This window comes from Agromyces italicus DSM 16388 (assembly GCF_000421545.1).
Taxonomy (GTDB): Bacteria; Actinomycetota; Actinomycetes; order Actinomycetales; family Microbacteriaceae; genus Agromyces; species Agromyces italicus.
This window is the reverse complement of the sequence record NZ_ATXF01000004.1, coordinates 620,127-633,476: the sequence shown is the minus strand read 5'-3', so window position 1 is coordinate 633,476 and position 13,350 is coordinate 620,127. Positions and strand designations below refer to the sequence as shown.

Here is a 13,350-nt window from a genome sequence, read left to right as displayed (position 1 = left end):
GCCGATCCGACGGGACTCCGGGTCCCGTCGCGAAGCTGCTCAGCCCGTGGTGACGCCGAGCTGTGCGGCCAGATGGGGCGCCATGGATCTCGCGTAGGTCCAGGTCAGATGGTTGTTGTCGAGGTAGACCGCGGTGTTCCCGATGACGACGCGACACGTCCCCTCAGGACATATCGCCGGCGTCAGGTCGACGAGCGCGAGCCGCTCGGACACGAGCGCGGCAGCCGGGTTCACGGCCGCGAGCGCATGCTCCACCGAAACCTCGCACACCGAGGGATCGGCGAGGTTCTCGAGCGCGCACGTGTACTTGTTCGCGGCGAATCGCGGGTGGTCCCGAACGCCGATCACCTCGATGCCCGCAGCGTCCAACTGATCGATGGCGGCACCCACGCCGGGAGTCAGGCGTTCACCGGGCCCGTCGGGCTCGGCCGCCGTCACGACGGTGAACACCGCGTCGGGCTTCAGCCGGATGAGGTGGTCGAGCACCCGCTCGTTCCACTCCCGGCACTCCCGAGAGAGCGTCGCGTCGTCGATGCCGAAGCCGCAGCCGCCTTTGAGGATCGAACTCAGCCGCCAGTTCTGCGCCTCCGCCACGGGCACGAGCGCACCCATGAACTGCTCGGCGTGCGAGTCGCCGACGACCACGAGCAACCGCTCGCCGGACCCGGCCGATTGCCCGCAGGCCCCCGCCAGCGCACCGGCGGGCAGCAGTTCGTTCTCGCATGCTTCGCCGAGCGAGACCCATTCGCGATCGAGCATCGTCGGCGCGGGCAGCAATTCCTTCCTCGGTTCGACCTGCTCGGCTCCGGGCAGCAGCACCCGGGCGCCGGGGTAGCGCTCGCCCTGCTCGGCCACCAACCGCTCGGCCTCGCCCGTCGCGTAGGCGGTCCACGCCGGAAGCGGGACGGCCACGAGCGAGAACGAGAGCACGATCACCAGGACGGCACGGGCCGGCGATTCGGCGCGGCGCCGGATGGGGCGTTCGACGAACGTGGTGAGCGCCCAGGCGATGACGAGGCTCGCGCCCACCACCGCGGTTCCGACGAGGATGCCGGGAGCCCGGCCGTCGCGAACCGCGATCGCGGCGATGAGCAGCGGCCAGTGGACGAGATACAGCGCGTACGCGTTCCGGCCGAGGGCCCGCAGCGGCCGCGAGGAGAGCAGCGCGTACGGCGACGTGCGCACGACCGGACCGCACCCCGCGAGGATGACGGCGGCCGCGGAGAGGGTCGGCCAGAGCGCGAGGTACCCCGGGAATCCGCCGGCGACGTCCAGGACGATCCCGCAGCTGACGATGCCCGCGAGGCCGAGCCAGCCGAGGACGCTCCGGATCATCGGCCCGAGCCGGATCGCCGGCACGAGCAGCGCGAGCATCGAGCCGAGCGCGAACTCCCAGAGCCGGGTGAAGGTGTTGAAGTACGCCGAACCCTGGTTCGCGGAGGTCTCGACGATGGAGAAGGCGAACGAGGCGGCGAACACGAGTGCGAACACGGTCAGCATCACGGCTCGCAGCGAGAACCGGGTGCGCCGATGGATGAACCAGGCCGTGCCGATGAGCAGCGGCCAGAGCACGAACACCTGGCCCTGAATGGAGAGCGACCAGAAGTGCAGAAGCGGGCTGGTGAGGGCGTCGCGCGGCGCGTAGTAGTCGACCGCCGTCGCAGCGAGCACCCAGTTCTGCATGTAGACGAGTGATGCCCAGGTCTGCTGCCAGATCGACGGCCACTGCGATGCGGGGATCGCGATCGCCGTCAAGGCCAGCACCCCGAGCAGGGTGACGGCGACGGCCGGGAGCAGTCGCGCGAAGGTGCGTGCCCAGTAGCGCGGGATTCCCGGTCGGCCACCGCGTTCGAGACGTCGGAGGAACGAGCCGGTGAGGAAGAACGCGGACAGCATGAGGAACACGTCCACGCCGCCCGAGACCCGGCCGAACCACACGTGATACGCGACGACGAGGGCGATCGCGAGCGCGCGAAGCCCGTCGAGATCGTGACGATACGCGATCGGCGGGCCGATCGGCTGCTCCGTGCGGGTTTCGGTGGCGGCAGTCGCAGTCGTGAGTGTCAAGCGGAGGTCCTGTCTCTCCGCTTCGGCGGCGTCTTCCTGAATGGAACGCAGCGATCCTATCCGATCGCCGCACCGACGACGGACCCGCGCGAATCGAGCCCTACTCGGCCGGTGCCTCCGTCGCCGGCGGTGCGATCGCCTCGGCGACGAGCTGGCGGATGTACTCGTAGTCGGGGTCGGTCGGGTCGATGCCGTTCTCCGGTGTGAGCTCGACGTGACCCATCGGCAGTTCCTTCGTCTTCATCCCCAGGTTGACGAAGTAGCCGAGGCTCGACTGCGGCACGTCGGTCTTCACGGTGTCGGCGCCCGCCGTGGCGACCTCTTGGAACTTCGCCAGCACGTTGGCGGGGTTGAACTGGCGCAGGATCGCCTCCTGCAGCACGCGCTGCCTCGCCATCCGCGCGTAGTCGCCGTCGGCGACGCCGTAGCGCGCACGGCCGTACCAGAGCGCGTGGTAGCCGTCGAGGTGCTGCTGGCCGGGCTCGATCCAGCCGTCGACACCGTTGTTGTCCTCGTCGCCGCCGATCGGGATGCGGGTCTCGACGTTGATGTCGACCCCGCCGAGCGCGTCGACGAGTGCCTCGAAGCCCTGCATGTCGATGAGCGCGTAGTACTGGATGTCGAGGCCGGTGATGCCCTCGGCGGCGTCGCGCATGCCCTCGATGCCGGGCTCGGAACCTTGTGCGACCGCGTTCGGGTACATCTCGGGGCTCTTCAGCTCGACCTCGGTGTACACCGAGTTCAGCTGGCAGACATCGACCTCGCAGCCGTCGATCGCCCCGTAGCCCTCGGGGTAGACCTCGGCGAGGGGCGACCCCTCCGAGAACGGGAAGTACTCGAGGTCGCGCGGCAGGCCGATCGTCACGGCCGCACCGGTGTCGGCATCGATCGAGACGACCGACATGCTGTCGGGCCGCATGCCCTCGCGGTCGGGGCCGGAGTCGCCACCCAGCAGCAGGATGTTGTAGCGCCCGTTCTCGTCGGGCGGCAGGCTCGGGCCGGCGACGAACATCGATGAGATCACCCCGCCTGTGGTCGTGGCGAGGTAGGCGCCGTAGGCGGCGGTGCCGGAGACCAGCACCATGACGACCGTCGTGAGGCCGGCGATCCAGCCGCGCGCCGATGGTGCGGTCTTCACGATCCGCACGAGCCGCAGGGTGTCGAGTGTGAGTACCACCCACAGCACCGCGTAGAACGCGAGCACCAGCGCGACGAGCCAAAGGGTCCATGGCGTCGAGGCGATCGTGAACAGGGCGGTGCGCCAGAACAGCCACGACAACAACGCGAGCAGGGCGAGCACCCAGAGCACGAGCGTCGCGCCGAGCCCGAAGCGCCCCAGCCTCCGATTGCCCGCGAGCACCTGCGGCGCACCCGGGACGAGGAAGTTGAGCACGACGAGCCACCAGCCGCGACGGGTCATCAGGCTGCGCGAGGCGACATCCGGGTATCGGATGGGACTTGCTGCGAGACTCATCGCGACTGCTTCAACCGTTCGTTCTTCTCCTCGACGAGGGCGGCGAGGTCACGCGCGTAGCGCTCGAGGGCCTCGGCGATCGCGGGGTCGGATGCCCCGAGCACTCGTGCGGCGTAGAGTCCGGCGTTCTTCGCGCCGCCGATCGCCATGGTCGCGACGGGGATGCCGCCGGGCATCTGCACGATCGAGAGCAGCGAGTCGAGACCGTCGAGCTTCGCGAGCGGCACGGGCACGCCGATGACGGGCAGGGTCGTGACCGAGGCGAGCATGCCGGGCAGGTGTGCGGCGCCGCCGGCGCCGGCGATGATGACCTTCAGGCCGCGGCCGGCCGCCTCCTTGCCGTAGGCGATCATCTTCTCGGGCGTGCGGTGCGCCGAGACGACCTCGACCTCGTGGGCGATGCCGAACTCGTCGAGCACTGCGGAGGCCTCGCGCATGACGTTCCAGTCGGAATCGGAACCCATCACGACGCCGACGAGGGGGCTGGTGTTCGTCTCAGTCACTTGATCGAGTGTAGGGGCGGGCGCTGGGAGATGCCCGCAACGCCCCCCAGCGGGTTGAGGAGCGACCGTCTCGAAACCCGCGGGTTGAGGAGCGACCGTCTCGAAACCCGCGGGTTGAGGAGGGAGCGGAGCGACCGTCTCGAAACCAGCACGACGATCGCCCAGGTTTCGAGACGGGGCTGACGCGGCTCCTCACCCCGCTCTCGGAGTCAGTCCTGGAAGAACGCCGCCGCCGCGCGAGCCTCGTACACGACCGAGTCGAGATCATCGCCCGTCGCCGTCACGTGACCGATCTTGCGCCCCGGTCGGGGCGCCTTGCCGTAGTTGTGCACCTTGACCGTGGGGTGACCGGCGAGCGCCTCCGCGTAGCGGTCGGTCAGCGCGCCCTCGGCCGGGCCGCCGAGCACGTTGACCATGACCGACCAGTCGCCGCGGCTGCCGGTGGCGCCGAGCGGCAGGTCGAGGACGGCGCGCAGGTGCTGCTCGAACTGCCCCGTCGTCGATCCGTCCATCGACCAGTGGCCGCTGTTGTGCGGGCGCATGGCGAGCTCGTTCACGAGGATGCGGTCGTCGGTCGTCTCGAAGAGCTCGACCGCGAGCACGCCGGTGACGCCGAGCCCCTCGGCGATCGTGATGGCCACCTCGGCGGCGACGTCGGAGAGGCGCCCGGCCGAGCGGGGCGCCGGCGCGATGACCTCGCTGCAGACCCCGCCGACCTGCAGGGTCTCGACGACCGGCCAGGCCGCGATCTCGCCGCTCGGTCGGCGGGCGACGAGCTGCGCCAGCTCACGGCGGAAGTCGACGAGCTCTTCGACGAGCAGCGCGCCCCGACGACCGTCCTCGACGATCGTCGCGAACCACTCGGCGACCTCGGCGGCGGCGTGCACGACTCGGACGCCCTTGCCGTCGTACCCGCCGCGCGGCGTCTTCACGACGGCCGCGCCGCCGTGCTCGGCGATGAACTCGTCGAGCTCTGCCGGCGTCTCGACGCGAGCCCAGTCGGGCACGGGAAGCCCGAGCTCCGAGAGTCGCTCCCGCATGACGAGCTTGTCCTGCGCGACGGCGAGCGCGTCGGGGCCGGGATGCACCGCGATCCCGGCGTCGACCATCGCGCGCAACACGTCTTGCGGGACGTGCTCGTGGTCGAAGGTGACGACGTCGACCGTCTTCGCGAACGCGAGCACGGTCTCCGTGTCGGTGTAGTCGCCGACACGCTCCGCGGCGATCTCGGCCGCCATTCCGCTCTGCTCGGCGAGCACCCGGAGGTCGACCCCGAGTTCGATCGCCGCGGGCACCATCATCCGGGCCAGCTGTCCGCCGCCGATCACTCCGACCCGCACCCCGTGCACTCCATTCGCCGTCGTCATGCGCCTGAGCGACGCCCAGTCCAGTCTAGGCGGCGCGCAATAGGATGTGTCGGTGTCCACCGATGCACCCGTTCGCCTCACCGAGCTCGCCGCCCGCCTGTGGCACGGGCTCCTCGCGTATGCGGTGAAGTTCGGCGTCGTCGGCCTCATCGGCCTCGTCATCGACGTGGCGCTCTTCAACGCCCTCCGGCTCGGACTCGCGGGCGACGACACGTGGGCCCAGTCGGCGATCGGCGCGAAGACGATCTCGACGAGCGTCGCGATCGTGTTCAACTGGCTCGGCAACCGGTACTGGACCTTCCGGAAGCACCGGCGCCGGAACTACCTGCGCGAATTCGCCGAGTACGTGATCGTCTCGCTCGGCGGCATGGCGATCTCGCTCTTCTGTTTGTGGGTCAGCCATCACCTGCTCGGGTACACGAGCCTGCTCGCCGACAACATCGCGACGAACGTCGTCGGGCTGGCGCTCGGCACGGCGTTCCGCTTCCTGCTGTACCGGTACTGGGTGTTCGGGCATCACCGCTCCGACGGCCTCTCGACGCTCGCGCGCGTCGAAGAGGCCCAGCGCACGCTCTTCGAGGAGCCGGATGCCCCGGCGCCGGTCGGTGCCGTCGGCATCGGCCCCGAGACATCCGCTTCGCCGCCCGATGCGGTCACGCGCTCGCCCGAACCCGCCCAGTCGACGAAGCCGGGCCGCCGGTAGCGGTCAGACCGCGTCGAGCTCGAGCTCGCACCACGCAGACTGGAACCACGGCCCGCCGGTAGCGGTCAGACCGCGTCGAGCTCGAGCTCGCACCACGCAGACTGGAACCACGGCCCGCCGGTAGCGGTCAGACCGCGTCGAGCTCGAGCTCGCACCACGCAGACTGGAACCACGGCCCGCCGGCAGCGGTCAGACCGCGTCGAGCTCGAGCTCTGCCGGCTGGAACCACGGCGGATAGACCGCGACCTTCGCACGGACTCCGACCGCGCCGAGCGCGGCCCGCACCCGGTCGCGCACCTTGTCGTTGCCGACGGCGATGAGCGCGATGCGCTCGAGCGGCACCTCGCCGCGGGCGAGGAATTCGGCCGTACGCAGGCGCGCGGTCTCGTCGACGTGCACCAGGCGGCGCAGCAGCCGCTCGACGTCGGCCCATTCGATCGCGAGCTCGGCGCCGGGGAGCGCCGCGTCGGTGTCGCTGACGATGACGGCGCCGGGGTCGGTGAGCGCCCCGCGGGCGGCGGCGACCGATCCGACGAGGATGACGTGGTCGGCGGCAGGCCGGAGCACGGCGTCGTCGCGGAGGCGCGGGTCGGGGCTGGCGGTGCGCACGGCGTCCCACACGAGCGCGTCTGGCGTGAGGAGGAAGGGCACGTAGTCGGCGAGGGTCGCATCGACGCCGGGGACGGCCTGCTGCCTGCGGAAGGCGCGGACGGCGGGCGCCGCGACGTCGACGACGGGGTTCGCGCCGCCCGCGTCGGAGATGATCGCCCCGGCGCCGAGGATCCGCCCGAGGTTGTCGAGGTGCGTGACGTGATAGATGCGGAGGGCGCCGACTTCGATGGGGGGCGCCGTGAGCGGCCGTCCGGTGAGCGCGGGTGCGGCGCGGCCCGCACCCGACGAGGCCGTGCGGGCCGAGGCGGTCGCGGTGCGCGCGCTGCCGCGGGTCGAACCGCGAACCGGTGCCGTCGCCGTCGGCTTCTGCTCGGGCTCCTTCTGGGGGAAGCACGTGGCGCAGAAGCCGTCATCGAAACCGTGGATGCATTCGTCGCCCAAAGGGGAACCTCTCGTCGCGCGGCTCGCACTCGGGGGCGTACGAGAACCGACGGACAACTTTACGCGCTCCTGCGGTCTGCCGGTGCCGGATCGGGTTCGGCGCCGGTTCGGTCAGCGCCCGCCCCACGCGACCGTGTCGCCGTCGAGCATGGTCGCGGCGACGGGCCCGCGCATCGCAGCCCCCTGCACCGACTCCATGAGTTCGTGCAGGGCGCCCTGCACGAGTTGCGGCTTCGGCAGGTCGCGGAGCACGACGGGGCGCTCCTGTCCGACGTCGATGCGCACGTCCCCCGATCCGAACATGCTCTGCCCCGGCGTCTTGCGGACGCTCACCTCGCGGATCCGGGCGTGCGCGACCTCGTTGCGCACCCGGACGAAGACCCCACTGCGCATGATGATGCGCCTCGTCGTGATCGTCGTGCGGCCCGTGAGCCACGCCAGGTACGGCAGCAGGCACCCGACGACGACGATGAGGAGTGCGACCCCGAGCAGGGCGAGCAGCTGCCAGAGTTCACCGACGAAGCCCACCGCGTACCCGGCGCCCGCGGCGACCGCGACGAGCACGATCACGGGCAGGATGAGCACCCGCGCGTGGCGTCGCAGGCGCGCGACCACGCGCTCGGCCGGCGGGGCGGTCGGCGCGGCGGCAGACGCGTCGGCTCTCGTCATACGCCCATTAATACCGCAGGTGGGTCACGTCGCCCGCGGCGACAGACCAGGGTTCGCCGTTCTCCCGGTCGATGACCACGAGCCGGCCGTCGGCGTCGAGCCGTTCGGCGCGCCCGAGGAGTTCGCGGTCGCCGGGCAGCTCGACGCGCACCTCGCTGCCGAGGGTGCCGCAGAGCGCGGCGACCCGGCGGGCGACCCCGGATGCCACGGGGTCGGCGCCGGCGGCGCAGAACTCGTCGAACATCGCGAGGAAGCGGGCGAGGTAGTCGGCGAGCACCCGGTCGCCGTCGGGGCGCACTCCCGTGGCGAGCAGCAGCGAGGTCGAGGTGAGGGTCGGCAGGTCGTGCTCGTCGAGGGTGAGGTTGAGGCCGGCGCCCACGACGACCGCGCCCGGGCGATCGTCGCCCTGTGCCTGCAGCAACTCCGAGAGGATGCCGCAGATCTTGTAGCCCGAGACGAGCACGTCGTTCGGCCACTTCAACTCGACGTCGACGACGCCGCTGCGATCGTCGTCGTCGTGCTCGGGGTCGGCTGCCGCGCGGACCACGGCGGCCTCGTCGACCGCCCCTCGAACGGCCTCGGTCATCGCGGCGCCCGCGATGAGCGGGATCCATCCGTAGCCCGAGGCGGGGAACGCGAGGCCGCCGGGCAGCTCGGGCCGGAGCAGCACGGAGATCGCCAGGGTCTTGCCCGTGGGGGCGAGCCAGGCGCGGCCGAGCCGGCCTCGGCCCTTCGTCTGGTTGTCGGTCACGATCACCGCGCCGTGAGGCCAGTCCGCGGCATCCGCGCCGGTCGCCGCCTCGCGCAGCCCGTCGTTCGTCGACCCCGCCTCGGCGAGGAACTCGAAACGCGGCACCGCCGCGCGCGTTCGCTCCCATTCCATGCTGATCACCCTAGCCACGGACGGCTTTGTACGAAGTCCGGCAACTCGCGGAAGGATTTGTAGGATACCGTCAACGAAGTCGGCCGGATGCTCGCCGGTAGAGTGAACGACGTGACCGAAGCGACTGACGGCCCCGACCTCTCCACCACCGCCGGCAAGCTGGCCGACCTCAAGCTGCGCTACCACGAAGCGGTGACCGCGTCTGGCGAGGCGGCGATCGAGAAGCAGCACGCCAAGGGCAAGATGACCGCGCGCGAGCGCATCGCCGAGCTCCTCGACCCGGGCTCCTTCGTCGAGCTCGACGAGTTCGTGCGCCACCGCACCCACGCCTTCGGCATGGACGCGAAGCGCCCCTACGGCGACGCCGTCGTCACGGGCACCGGCACGATCCACGGCCGTCAGGTCGCCGTGTACTCGCAGGACTTCACGATCTTCGGGGGTTCGCTCGGCGAGGTCGCGGGCGAGAAGATCATCAAGGTGATGGAGCTCGCGCTGAAGACGGGCGTGCCCATCATCGGCATCCTCGACTCGGGCGGCGCCCGCATTCAAGAGGGGGTCGTCGCGCTCGGCAAGTACGGCGAGATCTTCCGCCGCAACACGCAGGCCTCCGGCGTCATCCCGCAGATCTCGATCATCTGCGGCCCGGCCGCGGGCGGCGCGGTCTACTCCCCCGCGCTCACCGACTTCGTGATCATGGTCGACAAGACGAGCCAGATGTTCGTGACCGGCCCCGACGTCATCAAGACGGTCACGGGCGAAGACGTCGGCATGGAGGAGCTCGGCGGCGCGCTCACCCACAACGCCGTCTCGGGCGTGGCGCACTATCTCGCGAGCGACGAAGCCGATGCACTCGACTACGCGCGCACCCTGGTCTCCTTCCTCCCCGACAACAACATGACGGATGCCCCGGTGTACGACGCCGAAGCCGAGCTCGAGATCACCGACGACGACCAGCGCCTGAACACGGTCATCCCCGACTCGCCGAACCAGCCGTACGACATGCACACCGTCATCGAGGGCATCGTCGACCACGGCGACTTCCTCGAGGTGCAGCCGCTCTACGCCCCGAACATCGTCGTCGGCTTCGCCCGCGTCGAAGGCCGCACCGTCGGCATCATCGCGAACCAGCCCTCGCAGATGGCCGGCACGCTGAACATCGCCGCCGGCGAGAAGGCGTCGCGCTTCGTGCGCTTCTGCGACGCGTTCTCCATCCCGATCATCACGCTCGTCGATGTGCCCGGCTATCTGCCGGGCACCGAGCAGGAGTGGACCGGCGTCATCCGCCGCGGCGCGAAGCTGCTCTACGCCTACGCCGAGGCCACCGTGCCGCTCGTCACGATCATCACGCGCAAGGCGTACGGCGGTGCATACATCGTCATGGGCTCGAAGCAGCTCGGCGCCGACATCAACCTCGCCTGGCCGACTGCTGAGATCGCCGTCATGGGCGGGCAGGGCGCGGTGAACATCCTCTACCGCGCCGAGATCAAGGCCGCCGAGCTCGCCGGTGAGGATGTCGCGGCGGTGCGCACGAAGCTCGCGAACGAGTACACCTACAACGTCGCGTCGCCGTTCCTCGCGGCCGAGCGAGGCGAGCTCGACGGCGTCATCGAGCCGGCCGCGACCCGCGTCGCCGTCGTCAAGGCTCTGCGTGCGCTCCGCACCAAGCGGGCGAGCCTGCCCGCCAAGAAGCACGGGAACATCCCGCTGTAGGGCGGCGACGATGGCTGCACACGACGAATCCGCCGCCCCCGCGACCGCCGAGGCCGCTGCCGGAGACCCCCGCGCGGCAGATCTGCGCATCCTCTCCCGATCGGTGAGCGACGAAGAGACCGCGGCGGTGACCGCCGTGCTCCTCGCCGCCGCCGATGCCGAGGCGCCCGAGACCGACGAGGTCGCTCCGGGCCGCAACGCGTGGGTGCGGAGCGGCGGCGCGATCCGCCGCCCCGTCGAGGTCGGTCCCGGCAGCTGGGTGCGCTCGCTCCGCTGAGGCGCGCTGCGCCGTTGTCCCCCGTTTCGCTGAGAACGAACATGCACGGTACGCACGTTCACGCCCCTCGACGGCGCGGTCGACGACCAGGGGGACTCGGTTGTCCCCCGAAATGCTGACTATGCGAACCCCGTTCGGACGAGCAGTATTGATCGTGCAGGCTCCACAGGAGTCGCCACTGTCATCGGTCGGGTAACCGGTGACTGTTGGGGGCGAGCCAGGGCGATATTCGGGTTGTCGCCGTGGCTCGGGCTTGAAGGGGGACCGGTCGGGGATCGGTCCCCCTTCCTCATGTCCCGAGGTCGCGCGTCCCGAGGTCGCGCGTCCCGAGGTCGCTCGTCCCGAAGTCGCTCGTCCCGAAGTCGCGTGGGATCTCGAGCCACAGCTCGACCTCGAGATCTTCGGTGTCGTCGGACGCCGCGCCCTCGTCGTCGCCCACGGCGTCAACGAGCCCGACGACGGTCACCGCCGTCGCCGATCCCTCGGCCGCCGTGCGAGCGATCAGCCGGTCTGCGGTCGAGGTCGCGATGGCCTCTGCGAGCCTGGAGAGCACGCGATCCCGGACGGCCTCGTCGAGGTCGTCGATCCCGCCCTCGTCGAGCAGTGTGACGATCACTCCTCGCTGGCGGGCTCGGTGCACCTCCGTGCGCACGACGTCGGTGAGCAGCATCCTCCCCCCGGATCTCGTCGCGGACCGTCGCCTCGAGCAGCCGGCATTCTGCACGCTGCGCCTCGTTCAGCCGGCCGTCGCGGTCGGCGATGCGGCGAAGCATCGGCGCGGCGACGCGGTCCGTCTGCGCGAGCCGCATCCGCCCTTCGAAGAGGTGGGCGTCCTGCGCGGCCTGCCATGCGGCGGCCTCGCGCTCGGCCTGGGCGTAGCGGCGCGTCTCGCGGCCGGCATTCGTCAGCGCGCTCGTGAGCATGTGGGCGATCGCGACCCAGACGAGGCTGCCGATGACCCCGAGCGAGCCGAGCGCGAGCGGTCCCGCCCAGAGCACCGTCTGGAGAGCGAGCGCGATCACGCCGGCCCAGGCCGCGATGAGCCGGCGACGGGCGGCGGCGATCGTCATCAGCGTTCCGACCGCCGCGACGTACCAGGTCGCGTAGCCGTTGTCGGCGTCGGGATCGAGCTGGCTCGTCACGAGGAGGGGCAGCACGATGCTCACGGCGAGGTCGAAGGCGGCGAGCCAGTCGGGCATCCGCACCCGGCGGGTCGGCCACAGACTCGCGACCGTCGCCGCCGAGTAGAGCACGAGTGCGACGACCGTCGGCCACGGCGAGTCAGGGGCCCCCAGCGAATAGATGCCGAGGACGACGTGGTAGGCGGAGAAGAGGGCGCCGAGCACGAGCAGCAACCAGCGCGGAATCGTGATCATGCGACGCCACCCGCCGCGGGTACTGCACCGTTGCCGCTTCCGGGCGCACCGAGGTCACCGCCGAGTGCACCAGCCGGCCACGCGAGCGTCACGGTCGTGCCGTGGCCGGGTCGCGACGCGATCTCCGAGCTGCCGCCCACGTTCGCGATCCGCTCCTCGATCGACACCCGGAGTCCCAGCCGCTCGCCCGGCACCCCGTCCGGCTCGAATCCGACCCCGTTGTCGGCGACCTCGATGACGCAGCCGCCCGCGCGCACACCCCTGACGCGGATCTCGCGCCGCGCGCGTCGCCCCGGCTCGTCGGCGTGCTGCACGCTGTTGACCATCGCCTGGACCGACGCCGTGTAGAGCGCGTCGATGACCTCGACCGGCAGCTCGACACCGCCGGCGTTCACGACGCGGACCGCGAAGTTCGTGTTGAACGTCGTCAGTGCCGCGCGGAGCCGTCGCACGAGCACCGGGAGCCCCACCCGCCCGAACGCGCGCGGGCCGCTCGCCCCGGCCTCATCGAGTCGGTTCAGCGCGTCCCTCGCCATCCTGGCGGCCAGCTGCTGCTCGCCCTCGCTGCTCGCCGACGCCGCCGAGAGCAGGGTCGTCAGCACGCTGTCGTGCACGAGCGCGTCGACCTTCACACGTTCGGTCTCGGTCGCATGCTGTCGCGCGACGAGATCGTACCGTTCGAGCGCCGCCTCCTGCGCCGTGTCGACGGCCGAGGCGGCCTCGCGCAGCATCGTGATGATCGCGAGCACGACGACTCCGAGCACCACCGCGTAGAGCGCGTCGAGCACCGCGAGCAGCGGAGGCGCCTGCCCGCCCGACGGGGAGAAGCGGATGACGCCGTAGATCGCCGGCACGATGAAGGTGTAGGCAGCCGCCCAGAGGGGAGGCAACGCCACGGCGGCGCAGGCCGTGGCCACCGTGCACAGGTAGTACAGCCAGGGCGCGGCACCGTCGAGCGCATCGGCGTCACTGACGATCAGCGGCCAGGCGACGAGCGCGGCGACGTAGAATCCGGCGAAGACGAGGCAGGCGGTGCGCACCGCCACCTTCGCGACCGTCGCAACCGCGAGCGCGGCGATCCCGCCGAACAGCCCAGCCATGAGCGCCGCGCCCGCACCGATGCCGAGCACGTCGGCCTGCTCGAGCGCGAGCGGCAGCGACTGCGCCCCGAAGACGAGCCCGACCGCGCCGACTGCGCGGGCGATGATCGTCTCGACCTGCGCGCGAGTGACCGCGGGTCTGCGCTGCGGGGGACGGGGCACCCGCCA

At 71.0% G+C, this 13,350-nt stretch carries 13 protein-coding genes; 3 read left to right on the top strand and 10 right to left on the bottom strand.

What is annotated here, in order from left to right:
• Positions 1–39: 39 nt before the first annotated feature.
• From H516_RS0103300 to H516_RS0103285, 4 genes are all read right to left on the bottom strand, one after another.
• Positions 40–2,067 carry an acyltransferase family protein gene (locus tag H516_RS0103300; RefSeq protein ID WP_022888299.1) on the bottom strand — a complete coding sequence of 676 codons (2,028 nt, stop codon included), beginning with the start codon at positions 2,065–2,067 and terminating at the stop codon, positions 40–42.
• Positions 2,068–2,167: 100 nt separating this feature from the next.
• Complete coding sequence (locus H516_RS0103295) at positions 2,168–3,541, bottom strand: LCP family protein (RefSeq protein ID WP_026378363.1); 1,374 nt, start codon at positions 3,539–3,541, stop codon at positions 2,168–2,170.
• Positions 3,538–4,005 carry a 5-(carboxyamino)imidazole ribonucleotide mutase gene (gene purE, locus H516_RS0103290; protein ID WP_051138694.1) on the bottom strand — a complete coding sequence of 156 codons (468 nt, stop codon included), beginning with the start codon at positions 4,003–4,005 and terminating at the stop codon, positions 3,538–3,540. Before purE ends, H516_RS0103295 begins: the two co-directional genes overlap by 4 nt.
• A gap of 248 nt (positions 4,006–4,253) precedes the next feature.
• Positions 4,254–5,411: a 5-(carboxyamino)imidazole ribonucleotide synthase gene (locus H516_RS0103285; RefSeq protein ID WP_022888296.1), complete on the bottom strand. Its 1,158-nt coding sequence runs from the start codon at positions 5,409–5,411 to the stop codon at positions 4,254–4,256.
• Between the two features lie 52 nt (positions 5,412–5,463).
• Between H516_RS0103285 and H516_RS0103280 the strand changes: the two genes are divergently transcribed.
• Positions 5,464–6,114, top strand: coding sequence for a GtrA family protein (locus tag H516_RS0103280; RefSeq protein WP_245561698.1), 651 nt, complete (start codon positions 5,464–5,466; stop codon positions 6,112–6,114).
• A 189-nt stretch (positions 6,115–6,303) separates the two neighbouring features.
• Here H516_RS0103280 and H516_RS0103275 read toward each other — a convergent pair whose 3' ends face one another.
• From H516_RS0103275 to H516_RS0103265, 3 genes are all read right to left on the bottom strand, one after another.
• Complete coding sequence (locus tag H516_RS0103275) at positions 6,304–7,167, bottom strand: DarT ssDNA thymidine ADP-ribosyltransferase family protein (protein ID WP_022888294.1); 864 nt, start codon at positions 7,165–7,167, stop codon at positions 6,304–6,306.
• 111 nt (positions 7,168–7,278) lie between these two features.
• Positions 7,279–7,836: a PH domain-containing protein gene (locus H516_RS18020; RefSeq protein ID WP_022888293.1), complete on the bottom strand. Its 558-nt coding sequence runs from the start codon at positions 7,834–7,836 to the stop codon at positions 7,279–7,281.
• A gap of 7 nt (positions 7,837–7,843) precedes the next feature.
• Complete coding sequence (locus tag H516_RS0103265) at positions 7,844–8,719, bottom strand: biotin--[acetyl-CoA-carboxylase] ligase (RefSeq protein ID WP_022888292.1); 876 nt, start codon at positions 8,717–8,719, stop codon at positions 7,844–7,846.
• An 87-nt stretch (positions 8,720–8,806) separates the two neighbouring features.
• Between H516_RS0103265 and H516_RS0103260 the strand changes: the two genes are divergently transcribed.
• A complete protein-coding gene (locus H516_RS0103260) occupies positions 8,807–10,429 on the top strand; it encodes an acyl-CoA carboxylase subunit beta (protein ID WP_051138664.1) in 1,623 nt (540 codons plus the stop codon).
• A 10-nt stretch (positions 10,430–10,439) separates the two neighbouring features.
• Positions 10,440–10,706 (top strand): acyl-CoA carboxylase epsilon subunit, encoded by a 267-nt coding sequence (locus H516_RS18015; protein WP_022888290.1) that lies wholly within the window; start codon positions 10,440–10,442, stop codon positions 10,704–10,706.
• Positions 10,707–10,995: 289 nt separating this feature from the next.
• Here the strand turns inward: H516_RS18015 and H516_RS22630 are convergent, their stop codons facing one another.
• The 3 genes from H516_RS22630 to H516_RS18005 are packed head-to-tail and all read right to left on the bottom strand — an operon-like array spanning position 10,996 to position 13,344.
• Positions 10,996–11,172, bottom strand: a complete 177-nt coding sequence (locus H516_RS22630) for a hypothetical protein (RefSeq protein WP_245561697.1) — start codon at positions 11,170–11,172, stop codon at positions 10,996–10,998.
• Entirely contained in the window at positions 11,150–12,082 is a 933-nt protein-coding gene (locus H516_RS20860) for a hypothetical protein (RefSeq protein ID WP_245561696.1), read from the bottom strand. The genes H516_RS22630 and H516_RS20860 overlap by 23 nt, the downstream gene beginning before the upstream one ends.
• Positions 12,079–13,344, bottom strand: a complete 1,266-nt coding sequence (locus H516_RS18005; RefSeq protein ID WP_157432125.1) for a sensor histidine kinase — start codon at positions 13,342–13,344, stop codon at positions 12,079–12,081. Before H516_RS18005 ends, H516_RS20860 begins: the two co-directional genes overlap by 4 nt.
• Positions 13,345–13,350: the final 6 nt, after the last annotated feature.

Coding starts and splice junctions, on each gene's coding strand:
- H516_RS0103295 (WP_026378363.1), bottom strand. CDS start 3,541: ATGAGTCTCGCAGCAAGTCCCATCCGATACCCGGATGTCGCCTCGCGC.
- purE (WP_051138694.1), bottom strand. CDS start 4,005: ATGGGTTCCGATTCCGACTGGAACGTCATGCGCGAGGCCTCCGCAGTG.
- H516_RS0103285 (WP_022888296.1), bottom strand. CDS start 5,411: ATGACGACGGCGAATGGAGTGCACGGGGTGCGGGTCGGAGTGATCGGC.
- H516_RS18020 (WP_022888293.1), bottom strand. CDS start 7,836: ATGACGAGAGCCGACGCGTCTGCCGCCGCGCCGACCGCCCCGCCGGCC.
- H516_RS0103265 (WP_022888292.1), bottom strand. CDS start 8,719: ATGGAATGGGAGCGAACGCGCGCGGCGGTGCCGCGTTTCGAGTTCCTC.
- H516_RS0103260 (WP_051138664.1), top strand. CDS start 8,807: ATGCTCGCCGGTAGAGTGAACGACGTGACCGAAGCGACTGACGGCCCC.
- H516_RS18015 (WP_022888290.1), top strand. CDS start 10,440: ATGGCTGCACACGACGAATCCGCCGCCCCCGCGACCGCCGAGGCCGCT.
- H516_RS20860 (WP_245561696.1), bottom strand. CDS start 12,082: ATGATCACGATTCCGCGCTGGTTGCTGCTCGTGCTCGGCGCCCTCTTC.